The sequence below is a fragment of the Halosegnis marinus genome (genome assembly GCF_029338355.1).
Lineage (GTDB): Archaea > Halobacteriota > Halobacteria > Halobacteriales > Haloarculaceae > Halosegnis > Halosegnis marinus.
Genome location: NZ_CP119802.1, coordinates 1,316,628 through 1,339,839, shown reverse-complemented (window position 1 = coordinate 1,339,839; position 23,212 = coordinate 1,316,628). Strand labels below are relative to the sequence as shown.

The 23,212-nt window shown below is 72.1% G+C and carries 25 protein-coding genes; 11 read left to right on the top strand and 14 right to left on the bottom strand.

The window, feature by feature from the left end; genetic code table 11:
- Positions 1-10: 10 nt before the first annotated feature.
- Positions 11-1,219, top strand: coding sequence for a carboxypeptidase regulatory-like domain-containing protein (locus P2T37_RS07450; protein WP_276233283.1), 1,209 nt, complete (start codon positions 11-13; stop codon positions 1,217-1,219).
- Here P2T37_RS07450 and P2T37_RS07445 read toward each other — a convergent pair whose 3' ends face one another.
- Positions 1,220-1,672, bottom strand: a complete 453-nt coding sequence (locus P2T37_RS07445; RefSeq protein WP_276233282.1) for a phosphate-starvation-inducible PsiE family protein — start codon at positions 1,670-1,672, stop codon at positions 1,220-1,222.
- Between the two features lie 86 nt (positions 1,673-1,758).
- Between P2T37_RS07445 and P2T37_RS07440 the strand changes: the two genes are divergently transcribed.
- Both P2T37_RS07440 and P2T37_RS07435 read left to right on the top strand, forming a co-directional pair.
- Complete coding sequence (locus tag P2T37_RS07440) at positions 1,759-3,126, top strand: MFS transporter (RefSeq protein WP_276233281.1); 1,368 nt, start codon at positions 1,759-1,761, stop codon at positions 3,124-3,126.
- Between the two features lie 274 nt (positions 3,127-3,400).
- Positions 3,401-3,793, top strand: coding sequence for a hypothetical protein (locus P2T37_RS07435; RefSeq protein ID WP_276233280.1), 393 nt, complete (start codon positions 3,401-3,403; stop codon positions 3,791-3,793).
- On the opposite strand, the gene P2T37_RS07430 is transcribed toward P2T37_RS07435, so the two are convergent.
- Positions 3,782-4,072 (bottom strand): DUF424 domain-containing protein, encoded by a 291-nt coding sequence (locus P2T37_RS07430; RefSeq protein ID WP_276233279.1) that lies wholly within the window; start codon positions 4,070-4,072, stop codon positions 3,782-3,784. The two genes, P2T37_RS07435 and P2T37_RS07430, sit on opposite strands and share 12 nt — an antisense overlap.
- Positions 4,072-4,809, bottom strand: coding sequence for a tetratricopeptide repeat protein (locus tag P2T37_RS07425; RefSeq protein ID WP_276233278.1), 738 nt, complete (start codon positions 4,807-4,809; stop codon positions 4,072-4,074). Before P2T37_RS07425 ends, P2T37_RS07430 begins: the two co-directional genes overlap by 1 nt.
- A 186-nt stretch (positions 4,810-4,995) precedes the next feature.
- On the opposite strand from P2T37_RS07425, the gene P2T37_RS07420 reads away from it, so the two are divergent.
- Both P2T37_RS07420 and P2T37_RS07415 read left to right on the top strand, forming a co-directional pair.
- On the top strand, positions 4,996-5,580 hold the full coding sequence (locus P2T37_RS07420; RefSeq protein ID WP_276233277.1) for an IMP cyclohydrolase: 585 nt from the start codon (positions 4,996-4,998) through the stop codon (positions 5,578-5,580).
- A gap of 24 nt (positions 5,581-5,604) precedes the next feature.
- Positions 5,605-6,264, top strand: a complete 660-nt coding sequence (locus tag P2T37_RS07415) for a metallophosphoesterase family protein (RefSeq protein WP_276233276.1) — start codon at positions 5,605-5,607, stop codon at positions 6,262-6,264.
- Here the strand turns inward: P2T37_RS07415 and P2T37_RS07410 are convergent, their stop codons facing one another.
- The 3 genes from P2T37_RS07410 to P2T37_RS07400 form a co-directional block, all read right to left on the bottom strand.
- On the bottom strand, positions 6,265-6,477 hold the full coding sequence (locus P2T37_RS07410) for a hypothetical protein (RefSeq protein ID WP_276233275.1): 213 nt from the start codon (positions 6,475-6,477) through the stop codon (positions 6,265-6,267).
- 46 nt (positions 6,478-6,523) lie between these two features.
- On the bottom strand, positions 6,524-7,711 hold the full coding sequence (locus P2T37_RS07405) for an aspartate kinase (RefSeq protein ID WP_276233274.1): 1,188 nt from the start codon (positions 7,709-7,711) through the stop codon (positions 6,524-6,526).
- An 88-nt stretch (positions 7,712-7,799) separates the two neighbouring features.
- Positions 7,800-8,969, bottom strand: coding sequence for an RAD55 family ATPase (locus P2T37_RS07400; RefSeq protein ID WP_276233273.1), 1,170 nt, complete (start codon positions 8,967-8,969; stop codon positions 7,800-7,802).
- An 81-nt stretch (positions 8,970-9,050) separates the two neighbouring features.
- On the opposite strand from P2T37_RS07400, the gene P2T37_RS07395 reads away from it, so the two are divergent.
- Complete coding sequence (locus P2T37_RS07395; protein ID WP_276233272.1) at positions 9,051-9,476, top strand: hypothetical protein; 426 nt, start codon at positions 9,051-9,053, stop codon at positions 9,474-9,476.
- A 15-nt stretch (positions 9,477-9,491) separates the two neighbouring features.
- Here the strand turns inward: P2T37_RS07395 and P2T37_RS07390 are convergent, their stop codons facing one another.
- The 4 genes from P2T37_RS07390 to P2T37_RS07375 all read right to left on the bottom strand — a co-directional run bounded on the left by P2T37_RS07390 (position 9,492) and on the right by P2T37_RS07375 (position 13,773).
- Positions 9,492-11,723, bottom strand: coding sequence for a (Fe-S)-binding protein (locus P2T37_RS07390; RefSeq protein WP_276233271.1), 2,232 nt, complete (start codon positions 11,721-11,723; stop codon positions 9,492-9,494).
- Positions 11,724-11,792: 69 nt separating this feature from the next.
- Entirely contained in the window at positions 11,793-12,500 is a 708-nt protein-coding gene (locus P2T37_RS07385; protein ID WP_276233270.1) for an energy-coupling factor transporter transmembrane component T family protein, read from the bottom strand.
- Positions 12,497-13,195 carry an energy-coupling factor ABC transporter ATP-binding protein gene (locus P2T37_RS07380; protein WP_276233269.1) on the bottom strand — a complete coding sequence of 233 codons (699 nt, stop codon included), beginning with the start codon at positions 13,193-13,195 and terminating at the stop codon, positions 12,497-12,499. The genes P2T37_RS07385 and P2T37_RS07380 overlap by 4 nt, the downstream gene beginning before the upstream one ends.
- On the bottom strand, positions 13,192-13,773 hold the full coding sequence (locus P2T37_RS07375) for a biotin transporter BioY (RefSeq protein ID WP_276233268.1): 582 nt from the start codon (positions 13,771-13,773) through the stop codon (positions 13,192-13,194). Before P2T37_RS07375 ends, P2T37_RS07380 begins: the two co-directional genes overlap by 4 nt.
- A gap of 129 nt (positions 13,774-13,902) precedes the next feature.
- Between P2T37_RS07375 and P2T37_RS07370 the strand changes: the two genes are divergently transcribed.
- The gene (locus P2T37_RS07370) at positions 13,903-14,496 is read left to right on the top strand and encodes a helix-turn-helix domain-containing protein (RefSeq protein ID WP_276233267.1); all 594 of its coding nucleotides are present in this window, start codon (positions 13,903-13,905) and stop codon (positions 14,494-14,496) included.
- Between the two features lie 255 nt (positions 14,497-14,751).
- Here P2T37_RS07370 and P2T37_RS07365 read toward each other — a convergent pair whose 3' ends face one another.
- Positions 14,752-15,138 (bottom strand): gamma-glutamylcyclotransferase family protein, encoded by a 387-nt coding sequence (locus P2T37_RS07365; protein WP_276233266.1) that lies wholly within the window; start codon positions 15,136-15,138, stop codon positions 14,752-14,754.
- A 77-nt stretch (positions 15,139-15,215) separates the two neighbouring features.
- Between P2T37_RS07365 and P2T37_RS07360 the strand changes: the two genes are divergently transcribed.
- Entirely contained in the window at positions 15,216-16,619 is a 1,404-nt protein-coding gene (locus P2T37_RS07360; RefSeq protein ID WP_276236153.1) for an MATE family efflux transporter, read from the top strand.
- On the opposite strand, the gene citZ is transcribed toward P2T37_RS07360, so the two are convergent.
- Positions 16,620-17,774 (bottom strand): citrate synthase, encoded by a 1,155-nt coding sequence (citZ, locus tag P2T37_RS07355; RefSeq protein ID WP_276236152.1) that lies wholly within the window; start codon positions 17,772-17,774, stop codon positions 16,620-16,622.
- A gap of 110 nt (positions 17,775-17,884) precedes the next feature.
- Here citZ and P2T37_RS07350 point away from each other — a divergent pair, with 110 nt between their 5' ends.
- The gene (locus P2T37_RS07350; protein ID WP_276236151.1) at positions 17,885-19,093 is read left to right on the top strand and encodes a potassium channel family protein; all 1,209 of its coding nucleotides are present in this window, start codon (positions 17,885-17,887) and stop codon (positions 19,091-19,093) included.
- Here the strand turns inward: P2T37_RS07350 and P2T37_RS07345 are convergent.
- Complete coding sequence (locus P2T37_RS07345) at positions 19,090-19,350, bottom strand: DUF7536 family protein (RefSeq protein ID WP_276236150.1); 261 nt, start codon at positions 19,348-19,350, stop codon at positions 19,090-19,092. The two genes, P2T37_RS07350 and P2T37_RS07345, sit on opposite strands and share 4 nt — an antisense overlap.
- A gap of 80 nt (positions 19,351-19,430) precedes the next feature.
- Here P2T37_RS07345 and P2T37_RS07340 point away from each other — a divergent pair, with 80 nt between their 5' ends.
- Positions 19,431-20,825, top strand: a complete 1,395-nt coding sequence (locus P2T37_RS07340) for an aryl-sulfate sulfotransferase (RefSeq protein ID WP_276236149.1) — start codon at positions 19,431-19,433, stop codon at positions 20,823-20,825.
- 6 nt (positions 20,826-20,831) lie between these two features.
- Here the strand turns inward: P2T37_RS07340 and P2T37_RS07335 are convergent, their stop codons facing one another.
- Positions 20,832-21,803, bottom strand: coding sequence for a transcriptional regulator (locus P2T37_RS07335; RefSeq protein WP_276236148.1), 972 nt, complete (start codon positions 21,801-21,803; stop codon positions 20,832-20,834).
- Positions 21,804-21,914: 111 nt separating this feature from the next.
- On the opposite strand from P2T37_RS07335, the gene P2T37_RS07330 reads away from it, so the two are divergent.
- Positions 21,915-23,183, top strand: a complete 1,269-nt coding sequence (locus P2T37_RS07330) for a tRNA(Ile)(2)-agmatinylcytidine synthase (protein WP_276236147.1) — start codon at positions 21,915-21,917, stop codon at positions 23,181-23,183.
- Positions 23,184-23,212 lie beyond the last annotated feature (29 nt).

Sequence of the window (23,212 nt, the reverse complement as noted above, 5' to 3'; positions counted from 1 at the left end):
TCGTTACCGTATGCGAACAGGGGTGGTGGTCGGGTTGCTCGTGGTATCGTTGCTCGCGGTGTCGGCTCCGGTCGCGGGACAGAGCGACGACGTGACGCTCACCGTCGCGGTCGAGACGGCGAACGGAACCGCCGTCGGCGGCGCGACCATCGACGCGTCGTGGGACGGCGGGAGCGCGACCGTCCGCACGGCGTCGAACGGGCGCGCGTTCGTCGACGTACCGGAGGGCGCCGACGTGTCGCTGGCCGTCGAGAGCGAGGGGTACATCCGCAACCGTCCGGTCGTCGTGGAGAACGCGAGCGAGCGCGACGTGACCGTCGAGGTGGGGCCGAAGGGGACGCTCACCGTCGCGGTCAACGACACGAGCGGCCCGGTCGCGGACGCGCGGGTGAGCCTGCGGCGCGACGGCGAGTCCGTCGTCTCGGGGACGACGGACGCCGACGGTACCTTCACCACCCCCGCCGTGGAGCAGGGCGAGTACTACCTCGAACTCACCAAGGCCGGCTACTACCGGAACCTCACGCTGGAGACGGTGGGCGAGGACACCAGCCTGAACAAGTCCATGCGCCGCGGCACGACGAACGTCGCCTTCCGCGTCGTTGACGACCACTTCTCGCCGCCGGAACCGCTCTCGGAGGTCCGCGTCGAGGTGGCGGACATCGGGAGCCAGCGGCTCACGGACGGGACGGTGACCTTCACCCTCCCGGTGAACACGCGCTACGAGGTGACGGCGACGAAGGACGGCTACGAGACGGCCACGACGACCGTCGACGTCGCCACCGGGGCGACGGAGCGCACCCTGACGCTCAACCGCGAGCGGGCGCTGAACCTCACGGCGTCGAACGAGCGGGTCGTCGTCGGGGAGTCGCTCCAGGTGACGGTGCGCAACGCCTACGACGAACCCGTCGAGGGCGCGACGGTCACGGTCGGCGACGCCTCCGCGACGACGGGCGCGTCGGGCACCGCCAGGGTGACGGTGCCGGCCGCGGGCGAGCAGACGGTGGTCGCGACGCTCGACGGCGTGACCTCGAACGAACTCACCGTGGAGGGCGTCGCCACCGCGACGGCGGAACCCGACGCGACGCCGACGGCGACCGACACGCCCACGGCCACCGAGGCGGCGACCGACACGCCCACGGCGACGAGCGCGCCCGGATTCGGCGTCCTCGCGGTCGTCGCGGCCCTGCTCGGCGTCGCGCTGCTCGCCCGGCGCCGCTAGTCACTCCGGCGGGTTCCCCTCCGTCGTGCGGAGGACGTACAGCGCGAGGACGAGAACGAGCAGGAGCAGGGCGAACGACCCCGCGAACAGCAGGTCCTCGGTCGTGGTCGTCTCGCCCGGCCGGAAACTGATTATCTTCCGCGAGACGGCGATGATGCCCGCGATGATGACGATGCGGACGACGCTCTCCTCGCGGGTGTACGCGACGACGGTCTGGTATATCTCGACGATGATGAACAGCAGCAGCGCGGTGTCGATGAAGCCGACCACGACGTTCGGGTCGGTGATGCCGACGCGCCCGCCCGACCGTATCGAGACGAGCGCCGCGTCGGCTATCTGCGCCAGCAGGTCGAGCACCCCGACGGCGAACAGGCCGACGAGGATGTACGCCGCCGCTATCTCGACGACCCGGATGGCGTCCTCCGAGGGGGAGACGAGCGCGTCGTAGTCCATACCGGCCGCACGGCCGGGCGGCCCATAGCGGTCGGGGGTCGTTCACACGGGAACAGCGAAGTGACCCGCGCGCGCAGGGCCGACCGATGACAGACGGCGGCCGTGTCGAGGCCGACACCGACCCGCTCGCGACGCTCCGGGGCTACCTCGCGCTCGAACGGGACGTGCTCGTCCTCTCGGCCGCGATGTTCGCCTTCTCGCTCGGCTATCAGGGGACGAACCAGTACATGGCCGAGTACCTCTACGCGCTCGGGGCCGGCCCGCTCGTCGTCGGCCTGTTCGGCTCGTTCGGGAACCTCGTCTCGGCCGTCTACCCGTACCCCGGCGGCCGCGTCTCGGACCGCATCGGGTCGCGGCGCGCGCTGACGCTGTTCGGCCTGCTGTCCGCGGTCGGCTTCGCGGTGTGGGCCGTCGCGGGCCTCGTCCCGTCGGTCGTCGTGCCGGCGTTCGCGGTCGGCCCGGTCGCGGTGCCCGAACTCGTCCTCCCGGTCGCCGTGTTCCTGGGGCTGCCGCTCGTGCAGTGCTGGAAGTCGTTCGGCCTCGGCGCGACGTTCGCCGTCGTGAAACAGTCCGTCGAGCCGTCGCGACTGGCGACGGCCTTCGCCGCCACGGAGACGGTTCGGCGGCTGGCGTTCCTGCTCGGGCCGCTGCTCGTCGCCGCGGCGCTGTCGGTGTACGCCTTCGAGGTCGGCTTCCGGGTCGTCCTCGCGGGCGCGGCCGCCGTCGCGCTCGTCGGTACGCTCGCCCAGCACTACCTCTACGACGCCTCCAACGACTCGCTGGGGAAGTCCTTCGCGGGGGTCGAGAGCGTGCTCGCGGACCTGGGCGCGCTCCCCGACGAACTGCCGCCGCTGCTCGCCGCGGACACGCTGGTCCGGTTCGCCAACGGGATGGTGTACGTGTTCTTCGTCGTCTTCGTCGTGGAGTACCTCGGCGGGCCGGTCGCGCTCCCGGTCGTCGGCGCGCTCTCCCCGCAGGCGTTCTTCGGCGTCCTGCTCGCCGTCGAGATGGCCGTCGCGCTCGCGTCGATGCTCCCCGTCTCGCGGATGGCCGACCGGGTCGGCCTCAAGCCCGTCGTCGGCCTCGGCTTCCTCGTGTACGCCGTCTTCCCGGCCCTGCTCGTCCTCGCGCCCGGGGAGACGGTCGCCGTCGGGCCGCTCTCCGTGCCGCCGGCCGCGGTCCTCGTCGGCCTGTTCGCCCTCTCCGGTCTGCGTTTCGCCGGCCTCCCCGCGCACAAGGCGCTCATCGTCGGCCCGGCGGAGCGGGACGCGGGGGGCCGGGTCACCGGGTCGTATTACCTCGTTCGCAACGCGGTCACCGTTCCCTCGGCGGCCGTCGGCGGCGCGCTGTACGCCGTCTCGCCCGCCGTCGCGTTCGGGGTCGCGACGGCTATCGGCCTCGCCGGGGTCGCGGTGTTCGCGGTCGCCGGACGGGGCTTCGACGCGGCCGAATGAACGGCGGCGCGGGCCGAGCGCGCGACGGCGCGCTCGTCGTCGCGAGGGACGACGGAGCGACCGCGGGGAGCGACGGAGTCGGCTGGGGAGGGTGTGGGCGGTCGCGGTGCCGTGCGGTTCTCATGGAACCGCGCGAGCGGGACGTTCACCGGCCAGAAACGTCATAGACAGATGAACGAGGCGCCCACCGAACAAAAGGACCCCACGCAGACGAAACACACCCGACCGAACGACCGGCGACAGGTACTCGACAGTCCCGACGCTACCGCGGGGCGTGGTCTCCGACTCGACGCGGCTCGCCGCCGACGCCCTCCTCGTCTCCTTCGGAACGGCCGTGCTCCTCTCGGTGGGCGCGGCGCTCACGTCGGAGGGGGCGACCCCGCTCCGGCCGGCGGCGCTCGTCGGGGTGGCGCTGGTGTTCGCGGGCGCGCTCGCGGCGGTCCGGGCCGCCGGCCGAATCGACGACCTCGACGCGTGGATACGAGAGACGCGACGGGGACGGGCGGCCGTGCTCGCCGCGGCGGGCCTGTTCGTGGCCGTTCGGTTCGGTGTCGGCTTCCTGCCGCCGGGAGCGAGGCGGGCGCTGCTCGTCTGTGTGTTCGGCGCGAGCGCGGGCGCGGTCCTGCTCGGCGCGGGGGACCTGCTCCGGCGGGCGCTAGAGGCGTAGGTACTGCGCGTGGCGCGTCCCGTCGAGGTCGAGGACGTTCCCCTCGGCGACGAAGCCAGCCTCGACGGCGACGCCGACCGACTCCTCGCCGACGAGGTTCGCCACCGAGCAGCGCGCGAGCGCGTCGGTCACGGCGTCGGCGTCCGCGGCTTCCCCGTCGTAGAACTCGGGGTCGGCGGTGAGCGAGACGCCGTCGCCCTCGAAGGTCTCGCCGAGGTCCTCCGCGTCGCAGACGGAGACGAGCAGGCCCTCGGGGGTGTCGCGCTCCGCGAGCAACATCACTGCACCATCTCCTCCTCGCGCTGGCGGCGCACCTCCTCGGCCTCGTCGGCGAGCTCCTCGGCGCGCTCATCCTCGCCGAGCTCCTCGTAGCCGCGCGCGAGCTCCTCCAGCAGTTCCGGCGAGCGGAAGCCGAGCCGCTGGGCGTTCTCGAAGGCGTTGACGGCGTCCTCGGCGAGGCCGCGTTCGAGCAGGAAGAAGCCGCGGTTGTACCACGCCTGCGGGTGGCGCGGGTCGATCTCGACGGCGGTCTCGGCATGTTCGAGCGCCTGCTCCGTGCGGCCGGACTCCCACAGCGCGTACGCGAGGTTCGTCTCCGCGGCGGCGGCGTGTTCGCCCTCGGCGTCGACGTACAGCGCCTCGCGGTAGGAGTCGATGGCGGCCTCCCACTCCTCCAGTTCGGCGTGGGCCGCGCCCTTGTTCGTCCACGCCTCCTGTTTCACGCCGTCGTCCTCGGTGAACTGCGCGGCGCGCTCGAAGGTGTCCACGGCCTGCTCGAACCGCTGGATACCCATGTACGACAGCCCCACGTCGATGAGTTCGTCGGCGTCGACGTCCTCGGCGACGGTGTCGCGGCGGTCGAGCGTGTCGGCCAGCACGCGCGAATCGACCGGGTCCACCTGCCCCGGGTCGACGGTGAGTTCCGGCGGGTCGAGGTCGAACCCCTCGTACGGGTCGTCGAACCCCTGCCCCTCCGAGAACTCGTGGTCGCGGCGGTCGTCGTGCTCGTCGGTCATGGGGGAGAGTGGGGGGAGCAGACGCAAAAGGCCTGCGTCCGAGCCCCGTCTCGACGCCCGGGACGGGTGTGTGCGGCCGTCTCGCCGCCACGGACGGCGGCTTCGCCCTCGGGCGAACGGCGCGCTGCTGGCCGCGCTCGTGGATACTCCGGCACCGCTAAGTGCCGTAGATGTACAGGGGCGTGTATGTACATCGGACGGTTCGTCGTCGTCGGCCCCGACACCGCGGCCTACCGCGTCTCCTCGCGCTCGTTCCCGAACCGCCGCGCCTACGAACGGGACGGCGCGCTCGTCGTCGGTCCCACGGAGGAGGCCCCGGAGACGGACAACCCCTACATCGCGTACAACTGCTACCGGGAGGCGGCGGGTCACGCCGTCCTCGGCAACGGGAGCCACGTGGACCCGGTAACCGAGAAGCTCGGCCTCGGCTACCCGGCCCGCGACGCGCTGGTGACCGCGCTCCACGCGCTCGACTTCGAGAAGGACGACTACGACACCCCCCGCGTCGCGGGCGTGTTGACCCCGGACGGCTCGGCGTTCGTCGGCACCGTGCGTCGCGACGCGCTCCTCGTCCGCGAGGTGTCGGAGCCGACGCTCGTGGCGACCTACGAGACGGATACCCCGGAAGCGTTCGACTTCGACGCCGCGGGCGCGGCGGAGGCGGCCCGCGCGGCCTACGACCTCGACTTCGAGCACGCCGTCTGTGCCGTCGGGGTCGCCCGCGACGGCGACGGCTACGCGACGGCCATCGAGAACGGCACCAACGCCTAAACGCGGCCGCGGCGTAGCCCGCGTATGCTCGTCGGTCTGGTCTCCGACATCCACGGCAACAAGCCCGCGCTCGACGCGGTCCTCGACGACATGCCCGCGGTGGACGCGCTGGCGTGTGCCGGGGACGTGGTCGGCTACAACCCCTGGCCCGGCGCGTGCGTGGACGCGATGCGCGAGCGCGACGCGGTGAGTATCAGAGGCAACCACGACCGCGCCGTCGTCACCGAGACCGGGTTCTCCTTCAACTCCATGGCCGGTGCGGGCGTCGAACACGCGCGCGACCGACTCACGGACCGGCAGTTCGCGTGGCTCGACGCGCTGCCCACCGAGCGGACCGCGTTCGGCGGCCGCGTGAAGCTCGTCCACGGCCACCCGGACGACCCGGACCGCTACACCTACCCGGGGCTGTTCTCCGAGCGACTGCTCGGCGACGAGGACGTCCTCGTCATGGGCCACACCCACGTCCAGCACCACGAGCGGTACGACGCGGGCGTCGTCGTCAACCCCGGGAGCGTCGGCCAGCCGCGCGACGGCGACCCGGACGCGGCCTACGCGCTGCTCGACACGGAGACGCTGGAGGTGGAGGAGCGGCGCGTCGCGTACGACGTGGAGCGCGTCGTCGCGCGGGTGCGCGAGGAGGGACTGCCCGACGAGATCGGGACGCGGCTCAGGAAGGGTCGGTGACTACTCGACGGCGAACTCGACCTCGGTCCGGGTCGTCCGGAGGTACGACGCGCCGGCGACGACGAGCGCGAGGACGACGGTGACGAGCGCCGCGAGGCCGACGGCGGGGTTCACGGCCATCACGGCGAAGGCGGCGACGACGAGCGACAGGACGACCCACAGGACGAACGCGACGACGGCGACGTCGAGCCGTGAGCGGAGTTCCGGGTCCATACGGTCCCCACGACGCCGGAGAGCATAGGTATAGACGGCCTACGGCCTACAGTTCGGCCTCCTGAATCAGCGCGAGCGCCTCCTCGCGGTCCGCCCAGTCCACGAAGACGGCGACGGAGGTGGCGGAGGTGATGACGTCGTGGACGGTGAACCGCCCCTCCGACAGCGGCGTCAGGACGCGGTAGATGACGCCCGGTCGGTTGGGGAGTTCGCCGCCCGTGACGCGGATGACGGCGATGTCGTCGTCCACGGTGACCGAGGAGAGCGCGTCCTCGGCGACGACGATGTCGTGGAGGACCTCCTCGGCCGTCGCGGCGTCGCCGGCGTCGATGTAGAACGTCACGGAGTCGAGCCCGGAGGAGACGGCGTCGATGTTGATACCCGCCTCGGAGAGCGGCTCCGAGAGGTCGTTCAGGATGCCCGGGCGGTTCCGGATGGCCCGGCCCGCGACGGTGATGCAGGCCAGCTTCCCCTCCCGGAGGTCGGTGAGGTTCTCGAACTGTCCCTCGATGTGGGTGCCGCCGGTCAGCAGGTCGCCGTGCTGGTAGTGGACGACGCGCACGTCCATCTCCTCGGTCTTGTACGCCAGCGCCGAGGGCGCGACGACCTCCGCGCCGCGGAAGGAGAGGTTCCGCAGTTCGTCCACGGTTATCTTCCCGACGTTGCGCGCCCCCTCCACGACGCGGGGGTCGCCGGTCATGACGCCCTCCACGTCGGTGACGATGACCACCTCGTCGGCGCCCATGTACTTGCCCAGCATGACGGCCGTGGTGTCGGAGCCGCCGCGCCCGAGCGTGGTCACGTTGCCCTCGTGGTCCTGTGCCAGAAAGCCAGTGATGACGGGGACGATACCCTCCTCGGCCATCGAGTCGGCGAGCGCCTCGCCGCGGCGGGCGGTCTCCTCCACGTCGACCTCGCCGTGCTCGTCGGTGACGACGGGCCACTCCTCGCTTCCGGGTTCGAGGAAGCGCGCGTTGACGCCGCGCGCGGACAGCGCGGCCTTCAGCATCCGGACGGAGGTGCGCTCGCCCATCGAGACGATCTCCGCGCGGTCGGCCTCGTCGGCGTCGAAGGTGATGGAGTCGAGCAGGTAGTCGGTGGTCGAGCCCATGGCGCTGGCGACGACGGCGACCTCGTGGCCGGCCTCGACCGCGGCGGTCACGGAGTCGGCCGCGCGGTTGACGCGGTCGCCGTTGCCGAGGGAGGTCCCCCCGAACTTGGCTACGACGCGCATCCGTTCACCCGCGGCGTGTGGTCCTCAGACATGCGGACGACTACCGGACCCCGGCGGATAACCCCTTCCATGCACCGAATCCTTGCCCTCACCCGTCGGGGGGCGAGCGGTCGGCCGTCGCGGACTCGCCCGCGGGCGTCGGCTCGTCGGGCGCGGCGTCGCCGTCCTCGCCCGCGTCGGCGCGGTCGCCCTCCTCGGGCGCCCCCTCCTCGCCGTCGGCCGACGCCTCGGCCTCGTCGGCGTCGCTCGCGGCCCCCTCCTCGCCGCCGTCGTCGGCCATCTCCTCGGCCGGGTCGAAGGGGACCATCCCGAGCCGGGAGGTGTACTCGTAGGCGCGCCACTCGGGAACGACGAGCGCGCCGTTGAGCTTCCGGATGCGGACCTGCTTGATGAGGGTGTCCGCGACGAGGTCGTCGTTGAGGCGGAGCTCGACCAGCCCGTCCATCACGTAGGTGAGGTCGTGGGGGAAGGCGTCGCCGCCGCCGCCCCCGCCCCCGATGGTCGCGCCCGCGAACACGGGGACGAACCGACCCTTACAGACGTCGGCGCGCACGTCCTTCACGAAGTCGTACGCCTGGACCGGCTGGACGAGCGTGCCGAGTTCGGTCAGCGAGTCGATGACGACGATTCCCTCGTCCACCATCTCGCGCGCTTCGAGCGCGTTGTCCAGCTTGTTCCCGATCTCGCCGATGTCGCTGGGGTCCCGCACCGTCGTCGTCGCCTCCCGCGCGACGTCCGAGAGGTAGGCGTTCCACTCGTCCATCCGGTCGAACAGCCGGTCGCGCCCCTGACCGTCGAGCCGGTAGGTGAAGCAGTCCACGATGCGGAGCATGCCCCGTTCGAGGTACGGGATGACGTTCCAGTCGAGCGTGAGGAACTGCTGGACGACGGCGCTGGGCGGCTCCTGGAAGGAGACGACGACGACCGGCTCGCCGCGTTCGAGCGAGCGCCAGACGAGTTCCGCGCCGAGCGCCCGGTCGCGGGTGCCCGGCTCGCTGGAGACGAGGACGAAGGCGTTGCGGGGGAACCCCTGCGGGAGCGAGGCGTCGAGCGCCGACACGCCGGTCGTGAGCCGGCGGTGGCCGTGGTACTCGTCGAACGGCTCGCCGGTTTCGGCGAGGCGGTCCCGGCAGGCGTGCGAACAGAAGGGGCCGCCCTCCCCCTCGACGGGGTCGCCCGGAACCGGCATCCGGCAGAAGCCACAGCGCACCTCGTCGGGCGAGTCGCCCTCCGTCGCCGCGTCGTCCCCGTCGGTCATACCCCCCGTTCGTGCTCCGCCCCCGAACGCGTTTCGGTCGCCGGCGAGCGTTGAAGTGCTCCGACCGCGTTAGTCGCTCGCATGGAGATACGCGACGCCGTCGAGGCGGACGCCGAGCGGATGGCGGCGCTGACCGGCTCCCCGACCGACGTGATGCGCAACCTCGTCCACGACCGGACGGTCGCGGTGGCGTACCGGGGCGGCGACGGGGCCGACCCGACGGCCGACCACCCCCACGGCGAGGAGGAGACGCTCGGGTTCGTCTCCTACGACGTGCAGCGCGAGACGGTCCACGTCACGCAGATAGAGGGGACGCCCGACGCCTGCGAGCGACTGCTCCGCGAGCCGGCGCGGTTCGCCGAGCGCGAGGGGATGGACGTCGAACTGCTCGTCGCGGGCGGCGACGAGGACCTCCGGACGGTCGCGGAGCGCGTCGGCTTCACTGAGCGCGGCGAGGGGCCGCGGTTCGACGGCGTGCGGACCGTCCGCTACCGGCGACAGCCGTAAGGAGAAACGAGCCGCTCAGTCGTCGGCGGGCGCGGCGCCGCTCGCGCCGTCCGTCGCGGCCGCGGAGGCGCGGCTCGCGTCGATGGCCTCGACGACGAGTTCCGCGACGTCGACGATCTCGATGTCGTCCTCGAAGTCGCCGGTCTTGCGGCCGTCCTCGTACATCGTCATGCACATCGGGCAGGCGACGACGAACTTCTCGACGGCCGCGCCCGCGTCGGTGTCCTCCAGCGCCTCGCGGAGGCGCTCCTCGCTCGGCTTCTCCTCCTCCTCGTGTTCGAGCCAGAGCCCGCCGCCGCCCCCGCCACAACAGAACGAGTCGTCGCGGTTGCGCGGCATCTCGTGGAGGTCGGCGCCCGTGGCGCGGATGAGCGAGCGCGGCGCCTCGTACTCGTCGTTGTACCGGCCGAGGTGACAGGGGTCGTGGTAGGTGACGGTGTAGTCGAGTTCGTCGCCCGAGAGACCGAGCGCGTCCCGCTCGACCAGTTCCTCGACGACCTGCGTCCAGTGGCGCACGTCTATCTCGCCGTCGACGTTCCACGGCTCCTCGACCTCGAACGGCATCATCGGGTCGTCGGCGAACTCCTCGAAGTCCACCTCGGGGTACTCGTTCAGGAAGGTGTTGTACGAGTGCGGGTCCGTACAGACGAGCTTCTCGAACTCGCAGTCGTTCCACGTCTCGACGTGGTGGCCCGCGAGTTCGACGTAGAGGAACTCCTCGCCGACCCGGCGGATGTCGTTGCCGTCGTACTTCTCGTCGTCGAACAGGATGCCGAAGCTCACGTCCGCGGCGTCGAGGATGCGGGCGAGCGACTTCGCCACCTGCTTGTTGCGGTCGTCGTAGCTCGGGTAGTCGCCGACGTACCAGAGGTACTCCACCTCCTCGGTACGGGCGTCCGGCACCTCGACCTCGACGTCCTCGGCCCAGTCGCCGCGGGCGCGCTGGCTGTTGCCGAAGGTGTTCCCCTTCTGCATCACGTTCTGGAACACCTCCTGCAGGCTCGGCTGGATGTCGCCCTGGTCCGTCAGCTGGCGGTTCAGCCGGGTGAAGCTCTTGAGGTGCTCGATCTCGACGGGGCAGGCGTCCATGCAGGCCATACAGGACATACAGGACTCCATCGTCTCGGCCGCGATGACGGAGTCGCCGCCGTCTGCGACGATCTCCTTCGGCTCCCCGCCGGCGTCGACGGACTCGCGGTACTGCTTCAGGTCGAGGATGACGTCGCGGGGGTCGAGGTTGCGGCCGGAGGCCTTCGCCGGGCAGACGGACGAACAGCGGCCGCACTTCGTGCAGGCGTCCTGGTCGAGCATCTCCTTCCACGAGAAGGAGTCGATGGACTCGGCGCCGGTGTCGGCGTCGAGCGCCGCGGGAACGCCCGGCAGGCGCTTGCCCGCCTTCTCGTCGCGCGTGACGACGTTGGCGAAGCTCGATATCATGTGGAACGGCTTGGCGTACGGGACGGCGGCGACGAACAGGAACGCCAGCAGGGCGTGCGACCACCACATCACGGGGTAGGCGGCCTCGGCCATCGCGGGGGTCATCCCGCCGACCTGGAGCACGTCGGCGACGAACCAGCCGACGAACGACACCTGCTCGAAGGAGGTGAAGGTGACGCCGGAGCCGGTCACCTCGGCCGTGCCGAGGATGCGCAGGCCCTCCTGGAGGTAGCCGCCGACGCCGAGCGCGAACAGCGACCAGACGAGGAAGTCGTCCTCGCGGGAGGTGTGCTTGCCGTGGAGGCGGTCGGTGCGGGCGACGTAGCGCCGCCACAGCGCGATGCCGACGCCGACGACGAACAGCAGCCCCATCGCGTCCATCACGAGCGAGTAGGAGAGGTAGAAGTCGCCGACGAAGAAGGACTGCCGCTCACCCGTGAGCAGCATCGTGAGGTTGCGGTAGATGTCGATATCGATGGCGATGATGGTCGTGCCGATGAGCAGCGTCAGAAAGCCCCAGAAGATGAACGCGTGCATCACGCCGCCGACGATGTCGCGGTTGAACTGCTTCTCGTTCGAGGCGACGATCTTCGCGGCGGACGCGACGCGGCCGGGCAGGTCGTCGAGCCGCTCGAACCAGTCCTCGTCACCCTGCGTGTAGCGTGCGAACCGCGCGTAAACGCCGTACGCGAAGACGATTATCGTGACCGCGGCGAGGTAGTAGAAGACGACCTCGCCGACGGGCGAGATCCCCCAGAAGGTCTCGCGGGTTACCTGCTCTCCGGTCTGGAGAGGCAACGGGCCGAACATACGTGCGAACGGGCGACTGCGCGCTTAAATCTTCTCACCACGGGAACGAGCGGGCGGGCGATTCCGACCTCACAGGAGGGCGGCGACGAGCAGGGCGACCCCGAGCGCGAGCGCCGGGAGGTCGCGGCGGCGAAGGCGCAACTCGGGCAGGGTCGGGTTCCACGAGAGACACCGCGCCCGGAGCGCGAGCGCGAAGGTGTCGGCCCGGCGGAACGCACGGTTCAGCCCCGCGACGGTGACGAGTCGCATCCGCTCGCGGACGGGACGGTTCTCCCCGAGGCGGGCCCTCGACGCGTCCCGGATTCGCGAGAGGTCGTCGCGCAGGAGCGGGAGGAACCGGAACACGAACCCGATACCCAGTCCCAGCAGCTGCCCGGGCTTGCCCGGGACCGTGCGCTGGACGGCCGCGCGCGACTCCCTGACCGGGGTCGTCCGCACGTACGCGGCCGCGACGACGAGCAGGACGAGGGTCCGGTAGGAGGCGAGCGCCGGGAACCGCGCCTGCGCCACGGAGAAGCCGACCGGCGCGAGCGTGATACCCTCCAGCAGCGGCCCGGCGACGAGCAGGGGGAGCGCCACCCACACCTCCGCGAGCGCCGCGACCGGGGAGGTGCGCGCCAGATAGAGGAGGACGGCCGCGAGCCCGGTCAGCGCCGCCAGCCCGCGCGGCGTGGTGTGGGCGAACGCCGCGACCGCGACGGAGAGTTGGACGAACAGTTTCGTCCGCGGGTCGAGCCGGTGGGCGAGGGTGTCGCCCGGCTCGTAGCGGAAGCTCACGGCGGGCGCACGTCGAACTCGGCGAGGCGGTCGCGCGCCCGCTCGGGCGGGGCGTCGAGCGCCACCCGGCCGTCGCGGAGGACGACGACGCGGTCGGCCCGCTCCAGGTGGTCGCGCAGGTCGTGGGTGACGACCAGCACCCCGGTTCCCCCGGCGACGAGGTCGTCGAGCCGCGCCAGCAGTTCGCGGCGGGCGGGCCAGTCGAGGCCGGCGAACGGCTCGTCGAGGACGAGGTGGTCCGGCTCCATCGCCAGCGCGCCGGCGACGGCGACGCGGGTGCGCTCGCCGCCCGAGAGCGCGTCGATGCGCTCGTCGCCGCGACCGTCGAGGTTCACGGCCGCGAGGGCGGCGTCCGCCCGGCGTTCTATCTCGTCGCGCGGGAGGCCGAGGTTCTCCGGGCCGAAGGTCACGTCCGCGCGCACCGTCGCGGCGACGAAGCCGTCGCGGGGGTCCTGAAAGGTCATCCCGACGGCGGTACGGGCCGCGACGGGGTCCTCGTGGGCCGGAACCCCGTCGACGCGCACCTCGCCCTCGTCCGGTTCGAGCAGGGCGTTGAGGTGGCGCACGAGCGTCGACTTGCCGGAGCCGTTCGGCCCCGCGAGGACGACGTACTCGCCGTCGGCGAGCGAGAGCGTGACGCCGTCCACCGCGGCCGTGTCGCCGTAGCGGTGGACCAGCCCCTCTATCTCTATCACGCGGCGGCGATGTCGCCCGAGCGGACGACGCCGACGGCGACAGCGGCCTTCAGCGCCTCGGCCGGGATGAACGTGAGCGCGCCGCCCACGACCGCGGCTTCGAGGCCGAGTCCGCCGACGACCATCAGCCCCGCGACGCCGAGCGCGTAGATGACGACGGTGCCGAGCGTCAGCGCCCCGACCAGCCGAGGCAGGCCGGCGTCGAGGTCCGCGCCCGTGTCGAGGCCGCCGTAGGCGACGAACCCGACCGCGAACGCTGCGAGCGGGTACGACCACAGGTAGCCCGCCGTCGTCCCGACGAGGCTGCCGAAGCCGGCCGACCCGCCGAGGAACACGGGCGCGCCGACCGCGCCCGCCGCGAGGTACAGCACCATCGACACGCCGCCCCAGACCGGGCCGAGCAGGAGGCCGGCGAGGAACACGCCCAGCACCTGCAGCGTGACCGACGTGGGCGACACCGGGTTCGGGAACGTCACGTACGCGAACGCGCCCGTCAGCGCCGCGACGAGCGCCGCGCGCGCGACGTTGCCGACCACCTCGTCGCCGACGAGGTCCACCTCCCGCGTCTCCGTGCTCATCGTCGCCTCCGTGCGTGAGTCATCTCGCCCGACCGTTCTCGTAAACCCACTTTTTCGTGTCGGTTGACGAGCCGACCGTGCGAACGAGCGACAGGGCTAACAGGCTCGGACGCGTACACGCCTGTTCGTATGGACGAGAAGACCGAGGAGCTCCGCGACATCTTCATGGAGGTCTCCGAGGAGGGGACCGTGACGGAGCGGCAGGAGGCCGGGCGGGGGTCGCTGGCGGGGGACGAGGCGGGCGAGACGGAGCGCGTGGCGGCCGTGGTCGCCGAGATGCGCGACCGCTACGAGTTCGCCACGGACCTCGACGACGACGCGCTCGTGCGGGTCGTCCGCGGCTACTACGGCGGCGAGACCGATACCGCCGTCGCCGACGACCTCGGCGTTTCCCGGGACACCGTAATCCGTGCACGCCTCGACCTGCACCTCGTGCGCGAGCGGGACCTTGACGCGCCGTTCGAACTGGCCGCGCTCCGCCGCCTGCTCGGCGACGGCGCGACGGTCGCCGAGGCCGCCGACGAACTCGGCGTCTCCGAGTCGACCGTGCGGAAGTACCGCCGCGTCGTGACGGCGCGCAACGAGGCCCGGCGCGTCTCCGAGCGGTTCCGCTCGGAGTTCGAGGACGCGCTCGGCGTCATCTCGGAGGACTTCACCACGGAGGCCACCGAGGACGGCTTGGAGGACGCCACGGACGGGATGGAGACGAACGTTTCCTTCTAACGCACCTTTTTGCACGGCGGGCCCGCGGGCCCGCCGGCAAAAACCTGCACCAAAAAGACACGTCGCCGCTCCCTCCGGTCGCGGCTCGGTCCCGCGACTCGCTCCGCTCGTCGCGGCGAAACGCCTCCCACCGGTCGGCGTACGCTCGCGGAGGTTCAAGTACCGGGACGCGGCCAGCGACCGTGTGACGTAGCAGTCGCGGCGACGGCTCCGCGGGAGCGCGGCCCGACCGTCGCCGAGCCGTCGGGCCGCCCGTCAGCCCTCGATTCGGACGGTCACGCCTTCGTCCTCGACGTAGGCGCGGACCCGCTCCGCGAGCGGCCCGCTCCCCGGCCACGCGACCGGCTCCGCGGTGTCGAGGCGGTCCGGGTCGCCGACGTACGTCTCGACTGGCCCCTCCTCAGCGGGCACCGACACCCGGACGTAGAGTCCCCGCTCGACCCCCTCGTAGGCGTCGAGCACAGCGATGTCGTCGGTTCGGAGGATTCGGCCGGCGACCGACCCGCCCGGCGCGAGCGTCGGGTACCGGCCCTCGACGCGGCGGAGGCCGTACAGCGTCGCGGCGGGGCCGAGGTCCGCCGACGGCGCGACCTCGCGGACGCGGGCCGGGTCGCACAGCGTGCCGTAGACGAAGACGCGCACGGTCGCCCCTCGCGAGCCACCGGCTAAAGCGTTGGACTCCGGTAGCCTCAAACCGCGGTCGTCCGTCGGTCCCGGTAATGGATACGGGGCGGCTCCGTCGGCTCTGGAAGCGGGTCTTCTCGCTGGCGTGGCCCGTGATGACGGAGCAGGTGTTCCGCACCGCGATGCGGACCACCGACGTGCTGGTGACGGCGCTGTTCTCGCCCGCCGCCGTCGTCGCCATCGGCCTCGCGGACCTGTACGCACGGTTTCCCCTCCGCGTCGGCCTCGGCCTCGGCGGCGGGGCCATCGCGCTCTCCTCGCAGGACACCGGCGCGGGCGCGGAGGCCAGCCGCGACGAGGCGGTGACGCAGGCGCTCGTCGTCGGCGTGCTCGCCGGCATTCCGTTCGTCCTCGTCGGTCTGTTCCTCGGGGGGCCGGCCATCCGCGTCTTCGGCGCGAGTTCCGAGGTGGTCGACCTCGGCTCGACCTACCTCGCGCTCATCTTCGCCACCGCGCCGGCGCGCCACGTCGCGCTCATCGGCGCGCGCTCGCTCCAGGGCACGGGCGACACCCGCACGCCGATGTACATCAACATCGGCGCGAACTCGCTGAACATCGCCGGCTCGGTCGTGCTCGGGCTGGGACTGTTCGGCGCGCCCGAACTCCGGGTCGTCGGCGTCGGCCTCGCCACCGCCGCGGCGAACGTCCTCACCGCCGCGCTGCTGCTCGGCGCCATCGCCACCTCGTGGACGAGCGCCAGTTTCGCGTGGCCGCGGTCGCTCGTCATCACCAAACAGCTGTTGCAGGTGAGCGCGCCGCGCGTCGCGGAGGGGTTCGCGGCCGGCCTCGCGGAGTTCCCGTTCAACGCGCTGTTGCTCGGCTTCCCGGCCGGCGAGGCGGTCAACGCCGGCTTCCAGATCGGTCGGCGCGTCTACCAGCAGGTGACGGGGCCGCTGTCGCGCGGCTACAACGTCGCGGCGTCGGTCCTCGTCGGGCAGTCGCTCGGCGAGGGCGACCCCGAGGGCGCGCGCTTCGCCGGCCGGGGCGTCGCCGCGCTGGGGCTCGTCACCATCGGCGCCATCAGCGTCGTCCTGCTCGTCGCCGCGCCCGAGATAGTGGCGCTGTTCACGGACGACCCGACGACGGCCCGCTACGGGGGCGACTTCGCCCGCGTGTACGCGCTCGTCGCCGTCGGCCTCGTCGCGTTCTCGTCGCTCTCGGGCGCGCTGCAGGGCGCGAGCGAGACGCGTATCCCGTTCGTCGCGCGCACCACGGGGATGTTCGGCGGCTTCCTCGGCGTCTCGTGGCTCGTCGGCGAGTTCCTCGGCTACGGGCCGGTCGGCGCGTACGTCGGCGTCGGCGTCGCCTACCTGTGGATGGCGCTGGTGGTGGTGTGGGGGTTCGAGCGGACGGGGTGGGCCGACCGCGCGGCCGACATGATGGCCGAGCGCGGGACCGGCGGAGGAACGGAGACGGATTCCGAGGCGACGACGGACTGATTACCGCTCGTCGATGCTCGGGAAGTCGAGGTCCTTCTCGCCCGTGTAGCGGGCGCGCGGGCGGATGAGGCGGTTCTCGGCCTGGTACTCCAGCGTGTGGCCGAGCCAGCCGCCCACGCGCGACATCGCGAAGATGGGCGTGAACATATCGACCGGGATGCCGAGCTGGTAGTACACCGTGCCGGAGTAGAAGTCCACGTTCGGGGCGATGCCCTTCTCGACGAGCCCCTGGTCGGCGAAGAACGACTCGATGGCGTCGGCCATGTCGTACCACTTCGCGTCGCCGGAGGCCGCGCCGAGTTCCTCGGACTTGGCCTCCAGGATGACGGCCCGCGGGTCCTTCACGGAGTAGACCCGGTGGCCCATCCCGGGCACGCGCCAGTCCTCGCGCTCCTCGCGGGCGCGCTTGACGTACTCGACGGGGTCCTCGCCGGCCTCGTCGATTTCGAGCAGCAACTCCATCACGTCCTGGTTCGCGCCGCCGTGGAGCGGGCCGGACAGGGCGCCGACGCCGCCGGTGACGGCGGAGTAGACGTCGGCCATCGTGGAGCCGATGACCATCGCCGTGAACGTCGAGGCGTTGAGGCCGTGGTCCGCGTGGAGCGTGAGCGCCATGTCGAACGTCTCCTCGGCGACCGCGTCCGGCTCCTCGCCGGTGAGCATGTAGAGGAAGTTCGCGGCGTGGCCGAGGTCGTCGCGCGGCGCGACCGGGTCCTCGCCGCGGCGGAAGCGGTCGAAGGCGGCGAGCACGGTCGGTATCTTGGCGGTGATGCGACGACCCTTGCGGGTAGAGGCGTCGAGGTCCGTCGCGTCGGCGTCGGCCTCGGGGTCCTCGGCGGAGAGATAGGAGACGAGCGTGCGGAGCGCGGCCATCGGCTCCTCGTCGGCCTCGGCGAGCGCCGCGACGGTGTCGAGCACCGCGTCGTCGACGGGCCGTTCGGCGGCCATCGACTCGTTGAACGCCGACAGCTCCTCGCGTGTCGGCAGTTCGCCGTTCCACAGCAGGTAGACGACCTCCTCGAAGGTGGCCTCGCGGGCGAGGTCCTCGATATCGTAGCCGCGATAGACGAGCTTCCCGGCGTCGCCGTCGATGAAGCTGAGCGACGACTCGGCGACGAGCACGCCCTCGAGCCCCTTCTTGAGTTCGTCGGACATACCGTGCGGTTCCGACGGCGGTACGAAAAGGGTTGTCTTTCGTGTAGAATCGCGCCGCTACCGCCCGCTCGCCGGGTACGCTTTTACCCCTGCCCGGGCTACCGCGGGGTATGCCACGGGAGGTCGAGTACGAGCCGGTGAGCGTCAAGGAACTGCTCGCCGAGATGAAGGACACCGCGGAGCTGCTCATCGACCTCTCGTACTCGGCCGTCCTCCTCCGCTCGGACACCGTCGCGGAGGAGGTCATCGACCTCGAATCGCGGATGGACGTGCTCCAACTGCGCGCCCGGATGGGCCTGCTGATGGCCGCGCGCAACCCCGAGGACGCGGAGGCGCTCGCCCCCGTGCTCGGGGTCGTCGGCGCCGCGGAGAAGATATCCGACGCCGCGGGCGACATCGCGAAGGTCGTGCTGGAGGACATCGGCCTCCCCGAGGCGATGCGCGCCGCGCTCCCCGAGTCCGTCGAGACGCTCGTCCGGGCCGCCGTCGAGTCCGAGTCCGGGCTCGCGGGCCGGACGCTCGGCGACCTGAACCTCGAAACCGAAACCGGGGTGCGCGTCATCGCCGTCCGACGCTCGGGCGACTGGCTCACGGACCCCGACGCCGACACCGTCCTCGAACCCGGCGACGTGGTCCTCCTTCGGGGGCCGGAGGACGGCGTCGCCGAGGTGTACGAGGACCTCTGCGGGGCGGCCTACGAGCCGCCCGACCCCCCCGTCGAGTCGTCGGCGGACCTCGACCGCGCGATGGACTCGGTCGTGTTGATGAAGGACATCTCCGAACTCGCCGTGGACCTCGCGTACGGCGCCGTCCTCTTCGACGACGACGGCCTCGCCGAGGAGGTGCTCGAACTCGAAGCCGAGGTGGACGCGCTCCAGTCGCGCTTCGAGGCGTGGACGCTCCGGGCCGCCGCCGAGGTGGACGACCCCGTCTCGCTCCGGGGGCTGGTCCACCTCGCGGCCGCGACGGAGGTCATCTCCGACGCCGCCCTCGAAATCAGCGAGGGAGTCCTCCGGGGGCTCGGCACCCATCCGGTGATTCAGGAGGCCGTCCTCGAGTCCGACGAGATACTGGCGCGCTACGGGGTGGCAGCGGGGAGCAGGCTCGACGGCGCGACGCTCGGCGACGTGGCCGTGAAGACGGAGACGGGGATGCGCGTCATCGCCGTCCGGCGCGGGGACGGCTCGCGCGCGCCGAGCGGGAAGGAGACGGGTTGGGTCGTCTCGCCCGGCCCGGGGACGCGGCTCCACGCCGACGACGTGCTCATCGCGAAGGGGACCCGCGCCGGCGCCGAGCGGCTGGCGGAACTGACCGACTAGGTCTCGCGGGCCAGTCGAACCGCGCTGACGACGGTGAGCAGTAGCGTCGCGAGCAGGCCCGTCCCGACCGCGAGGACGAAGCCGAGCGCGACGTACGCCGCGTCCGAGTAGGCATCCTGCGGGCCGGTGACGGCCCCGTAGGTGAGGAAGACGGCGACGAGGGCGCCCAGCGCGAAGCCGACGGCCGCGTTGCGCCGCACGCCCAGCGCCGCGGCGAACCGCGCCGTCCCGGGGCGTTCGGGTGGCTCCTGTGACACGCTCGGGTTAGGAGTGTCGCGGCCAAATGGGTTCCGGGAGGGACCGAAAGAGGGAGGCCGCCCCGGCCGTCTCTTCCCCTATGACACCCTCCCGCCGGACGCTCGCGCGGGTCGCGGCGGCGGCGCTCGTCGTCGCGCTGCTCGTCCCCGCGGGCGTCGCGGCGCTCACCCACGAGCCGGTGGAGTTCAAGCCCGGCACCGTGACCGAGCGGGCCGGCGGCGACACCGTCGTCGGTATCCAGGGCTTCCACTTCCGGGGGGTCGGCTCCTCGAAGAAGCCCGCGCGCCTGCTCTCCGTGACGCCGAACGGCACCTTCGACTGGTCGTACGCGGGCGGGCTCGACCGCCAGTGGTTCTACGACGTGGACCCGATGGCGAACGGCCACCTGTTCGTCGTGACGCCGAACGCCGACCGCACCGTCGTCGGCGAGTACGACCCCGACGCCCGCCGGATGGTGTGGACGGAGCGGTTCGACATCCACGACACCCACGACGCCGACCTGCTCCCGAACGGCGACGTCGTCGTCGCCAACATGCGCGAGACGGAGGACGGGGTCGCGAACGACCGCGTGTTCGTCTACAACCGCACGCTCGACGAGGTGACGTGGGAGTGGCGCTTCCGCGACCACTTCCCGAACGACACGGACGGCGGCTTCTCCGACGACTGGACCCACCTCAACGACGTGGACTACCTCGGCGGCGACCGCTTCCTGCTGTCGCCGCGCAACTTCGACCAGGTGCTCGTCGTGAACCGCACCACGGACGCCGTGGAGATGCGGCTGGGCGCGGACGGGAACCACTCCGTGCTCCACGAACAGCACAACCCCGACTACCTGCTGAGCGAGGAGGGCCGACCGACGATACTCGTGGCCGACTCCGAGAACGACCGTATCGTGGAGTACGAGCGGCGCTGTGCGGGCGACCCGGTCGAGGCCCCGCCCGCCGACTGCTCGTGGACGCTCGCGTGGGAACTCGGCGTCGGCGGGAACCTCACGTGGCCCCGCGACGCCGACCGCCTCCCGAACGGGAACACGCTCGTCACGGACTCGCTGAACCACCGGGTCGTCGAGGTGACGCCCGAGGGCGAGGTCGTCTGGGAGTACTACGCGACGTGGGGGCCGTACGACGCCGAGCGGGTCGGCGCGACGAACACCTCCGCGCCGTGGACCGGCGGCTCCGCCCGCGGCCCGACGATGCGCGACCTGAACGCGACCGGCGCGTACGCCGTCACCGGGAGCGCGAACGACCCGCCGGTGCCCGAGGACGCCGCGGGCGGCCCCGCGGCCGTGCTGGCCGACGCCGGCCTGACGCCGCTCGCCGTCGGGTGGAGCCACGTCGTCCCGTGGGTGAAGCCGGTCTGGATGGGCGGGTGGGCGTTCCTCGCGGCGGCCGCGTCGCTCGCGGTCGGACTCGCGTGGGCGGGGGCGGAGGCGTGGACGAACAGGCGGGGAATCGCGGCGCGGCTCGGGCGGTAGCGATGCTCAGGCCGACTCGGGTTCGCGGTCGACGCGCCCGTAGATGAGGTCGCGGAGGTCGTCGGCGTCCTCGACGCCGGCGAGTTCCTCGCGCTCGATGAGCGCGGTGCCGTCCACGTTCTCGCGGCGTGCGTCGTCCACGACGTACACGGAGCGCGTCCGCGTGATTTCGCCGACGGATGACATGATACGGGCGCGCTTCTCCGCGGTCCGGGTGAACTCGGAGTGGCCGGTGAGCAGCGAGTCGGCCGGGTCCTCGTCCTCCGAGACGGCCTTGAAGGGCGCGCGCTGGGTCGGGTGGACGGTGTAGCCGACCTTCGTCAGCACGGAGACCACCGGCTCGTCGGAGGGGTCGGGCTCCGGGGCCTCGTCGGGTTCGGGGTCGGCGTCGCGCACGTCCTCGCCGCCGTCGAGCACGTCCACGGGCGAGGCGAGCGGCTGGTCGAACACCTCCTCCAGCCGGGCGGCCACCTCGACGCTCGCGTTCATCCCGTCCTCGTACTTCGAGACGGTGCGCCGCGAGACGCCGAGTTCGGAGGCGAGCTGGCCGAGCGACCAGTCGCGCTCCTCGCGGGCGTCGGCGAGCACCTCGCCGTCGATGTTGACGTACAGCCCGCCGGGGGCGGCGTAGATGAGCGGCGGCACGCCCTCGACGAACATATCGACGGCCGTGTCGGGCGAGATGGCCGGGACGCCGTGACGGAAGTAGACGACGCCCGGCTTGAGGTCCTCGTCGCGGGTGCGCAGCGAGACGACCATCGGGGTCGCGTTGAGGTAGTGGCCGAGCCGGCGCATCTCCGCGCCCGTGGCCGCGTCGAAGGCGTCCACGTTCGAGAGCACCTTCACGAGCAGGACGTCCTCGCCGCGCCGGGCCGCGAGGTCGAAGCTCTTGGGGCGCACCGCGATGCGGTCGCTGACGGCGAAGCCCGCGTCAGCGAGCATCGCGGAGACGTTCCCCACCAGCGCCTGCCGAGACATGGGGATTCCTAGACCGCTCCCCGGATATATGCGTTGTGCCCCCCGCTGGTCCCGTCGGCGGCTTTCGCCCCCGAGCGAAAGGGGCTTTATCACGCGCCGGGGAGGGGCGGTATGACCGTCGTCGGCCTCGACGACACCGACTCCCGCGAGGGCGGGATGTGTACGACCTACGCCGCCGCGCTCGTGGCCGAACGCCTCGGCGCGAGCGCCCGCTATCTGGTTCGGCTCAACCCCGCGGTGCCGTACAAGACCCGCGGGAACGCGGCGCTCGCCGTCGTGACCGAGGTCGCGCCCGACGAGGCGCTCGCAGCCGCCCGTGAGGTGGTGGGCAGGGAGGCGGTGACCGGGGACGAGCGCACGAACCCCGGGGTCGTGGTCGCGCCCGGCACGCCCGAGGACGCGCCCGACGCCGTCGCCGACTGGACCGACCGGGCGATGCGCGACCTGCTCGCGCCCGACGACGCCCGCGCGCTGTGCGACGAACACGGCTACCGGACCGCGGCGTGGGACACCGGACAGGGCCTCGTGGGCGCGCTCGCGGCCGTCGGCGCGGCCCGCGCGTGGGAGCGGGCCGGCCTCGCGCCCACCTACGAGACAATCACCTACCGCGAGCGCGACCGCTGGGGCACCGAGCGCGAAGTGGACTACGACTCGCTGTTCGACGCCGCCGACGAGTGGTACCCGACGGTGTGGGACACCGTGGACCGGGCCACGGGCGAACCAGTCGCCGTCCCGCACACGCCCGGGCCGGTGCTCCACGGGATCCGGGGCGACGACCCCGACGCGACCCGCGCCTGTGCCCGCGCCGTCGACTCCGAGTCGGTGGAGCGGCGCGTCACCTTCCGCACCAATCAGGGCACCGACGCCCACCTGGCCGACGGAACCCCGGACGAGGTCCGCGACGGCCGCGGCTACCGCCTCGACGCGACCGTCGTTCGCGCGCCCGAGACACGACAGGGGGGCCACGTCTTCCTCGCGGTCGGCGACGACGGGGTCGACCTGCCCTGTGCCGCCTTCGCCCCGACCGGGCGCTTCCGCGACCGGGTGCGGGCGCTCCGGGTCGGCGACGACCTCACCGTCTGCGGGGAGGTGGCGGCGGGGACGCTCAAGCTGGAGAAGTTCGCCGTCCGCGACCTCGTGGGGACCGAGCGGGTCACCCCGGAGTGTCCCGACTGCGGCCGCCGGATGGAGTCGGCGGGCCGCGGGCAGGGGTACCGGTGTCGCGGCGACTGCGGGACGACCGCGCCCGGGAAGGTCGAGCGCGACCTCGAACGCGACCTCGAACGCGGCTGGTACGAGGTGCCGCCGAGCGCGCGCCGCCACGTCGCGAAGCCGCTCGTCCGCGGCGGCTTCGACGCGCCCGTCCACCCCGAACGCTGATTCTACCGTGGTACCACCGAGTTTTTGCC

Bases quoted from the DNA above. Each gene is read 5' to 3' on its own strand.
- P2T37_RS07405 (WP_276233274.1), bottom strand. From the start codon at position 7,711: ATGCGCGTCGTAGCCAAGTTCGGGGGGACCTCCCTCGGCAACGGCGAC.
- P2T37_RS07445 (WP_276233282.1), bottom strand. From the start codon at position 1,672: ATGGACTACGACGCGCTCGTCTCCCCCTCGGAGGACGCCATCCGGGTC.
- citZ (WP_276236152.1), bottom strand. From the start codon at position 17,774: ATGTCCGACGAACTCAAGAAGGGGCTCGAGGGCGTGCTCGTCGCCGAG.
- P2T37_RS07400 (WP_276233273.1), bottom strand. From the start codon at position 8,969: ATGACCGACGGGGACGACGCGGCGACGGAGGGCGACTCGCCCGACGAG.
- P2T37_RS07420 (WP_276233277.1), top strand. From the start codon at position 4,996: ATGTACATCGGACGGTTCGTCGTCGTCGGCCCCGACACCGCGGCCTAC.
- P2T37_RS07450 (WP_276233283.1), top strand. From the start codon at position 11: ATGCGAACAGGGGTGGTGGTCGGGTTGCTCGTGGTATCGTTGCTCGCG.
- P2T37_RS07425 (WP_276233278.1), bottom strand. From the start codon at position 4,809: ATGACCGACGAGCACGACGACCGCCGCGACCACGAGTTCTCGGAGGGG.
- P2T37_RS07335 (WP_276236148.1), bottom strand. From the start codon at position 21,803: ATGTCTCGGCAGGCGCTGGTGGGGAACGTCTCCGCGATGCTCGCTGAC.
- P2T37_RS07375 (WP_276233268.1), bottom strand. From the start codon at position 13,773: ATGAGCACGGAGACGCGGGAGGTGGACCTCGTCGGCGACGAGGTGGTC.
- P2T37_RS07410 (WP_276233275.1), bottom strand. From the start codon at position 6,477: ATGGACCCGGAACTCCGCTCACGGCTCGACGTCGCCGTCGTCGCGTTC.
- P2T37_RS07370 (WP_276233267.1), top strand. From the start codon at position 13,903: ATGGACGAGAAGACCGAGGAGCTCCGCGACATCTTCATGGAGGTCTCC.
- P2T37_RS07430 (WP_276233279.1), bottom strand. From the start codon at position 4,072: ATGTTGCTCGCGGAGCGCGACACCCCCGAGGGCCTGCTCGTCTCCGTC.
- P2T37_RS07360 (WP_276236153.1), top strand. From the start codon at position 15,216: ATGGATACGGGGCGGCTCCGTCGGCTCTGGAAGCGGGTCTTCTCGCTG.
- P2T37_RS07390 (WP_276233271.1), bottom strand. From the start codon at position 11,723: ATGTTCGGCCCGTTGCCTCTCCAGACCGGAGAGCAGGTAACCCGCGAG.
- P2T37_RS07395 (WP_276233272.1), top strand. From the start codon at position 9,051: ATGGAGATACGCGACGCCGTCGAGGCGGACGCCGAGCGGATGGCGGCG.
- P2T37_RS07415 (WP_276233276.1), top strand. From the start codon at position 5,605: ATGCTCGTCGGTCTGGTCTCCGACATCCACGGCAACAAGCCCGCGCTC.
- P2T37_RS07350 (WP_276236151.1), top strand. From the start codon at position 17,885: ATGCCACGGGAGGTCGAGTACGAGCCGGTGAGCGTCAAGGAACTGCTC.
- P2T37_RS07330 (WP_276236147.1), top strand. From the start codon at position 21,915: ATGACCGTCGTCGGCCTCGACGACACCGACTCCCGCGAGGGCGGGATG.
- P2T37_RS07340 (WP_276236149.1), top strand. From the start codon at position 19,431: ATGACACCCTCCCGCCGGACGCTCGCGCGGGTCGCGGCGGCGGCGCTC.
- P2T37_RS07440 (WP_276233281.1), top strand. From the start codon at position 1,759: ATGACAGACGGCGGCCGTGTCGAGGCCGACACCGACCCGCTCGCGACG.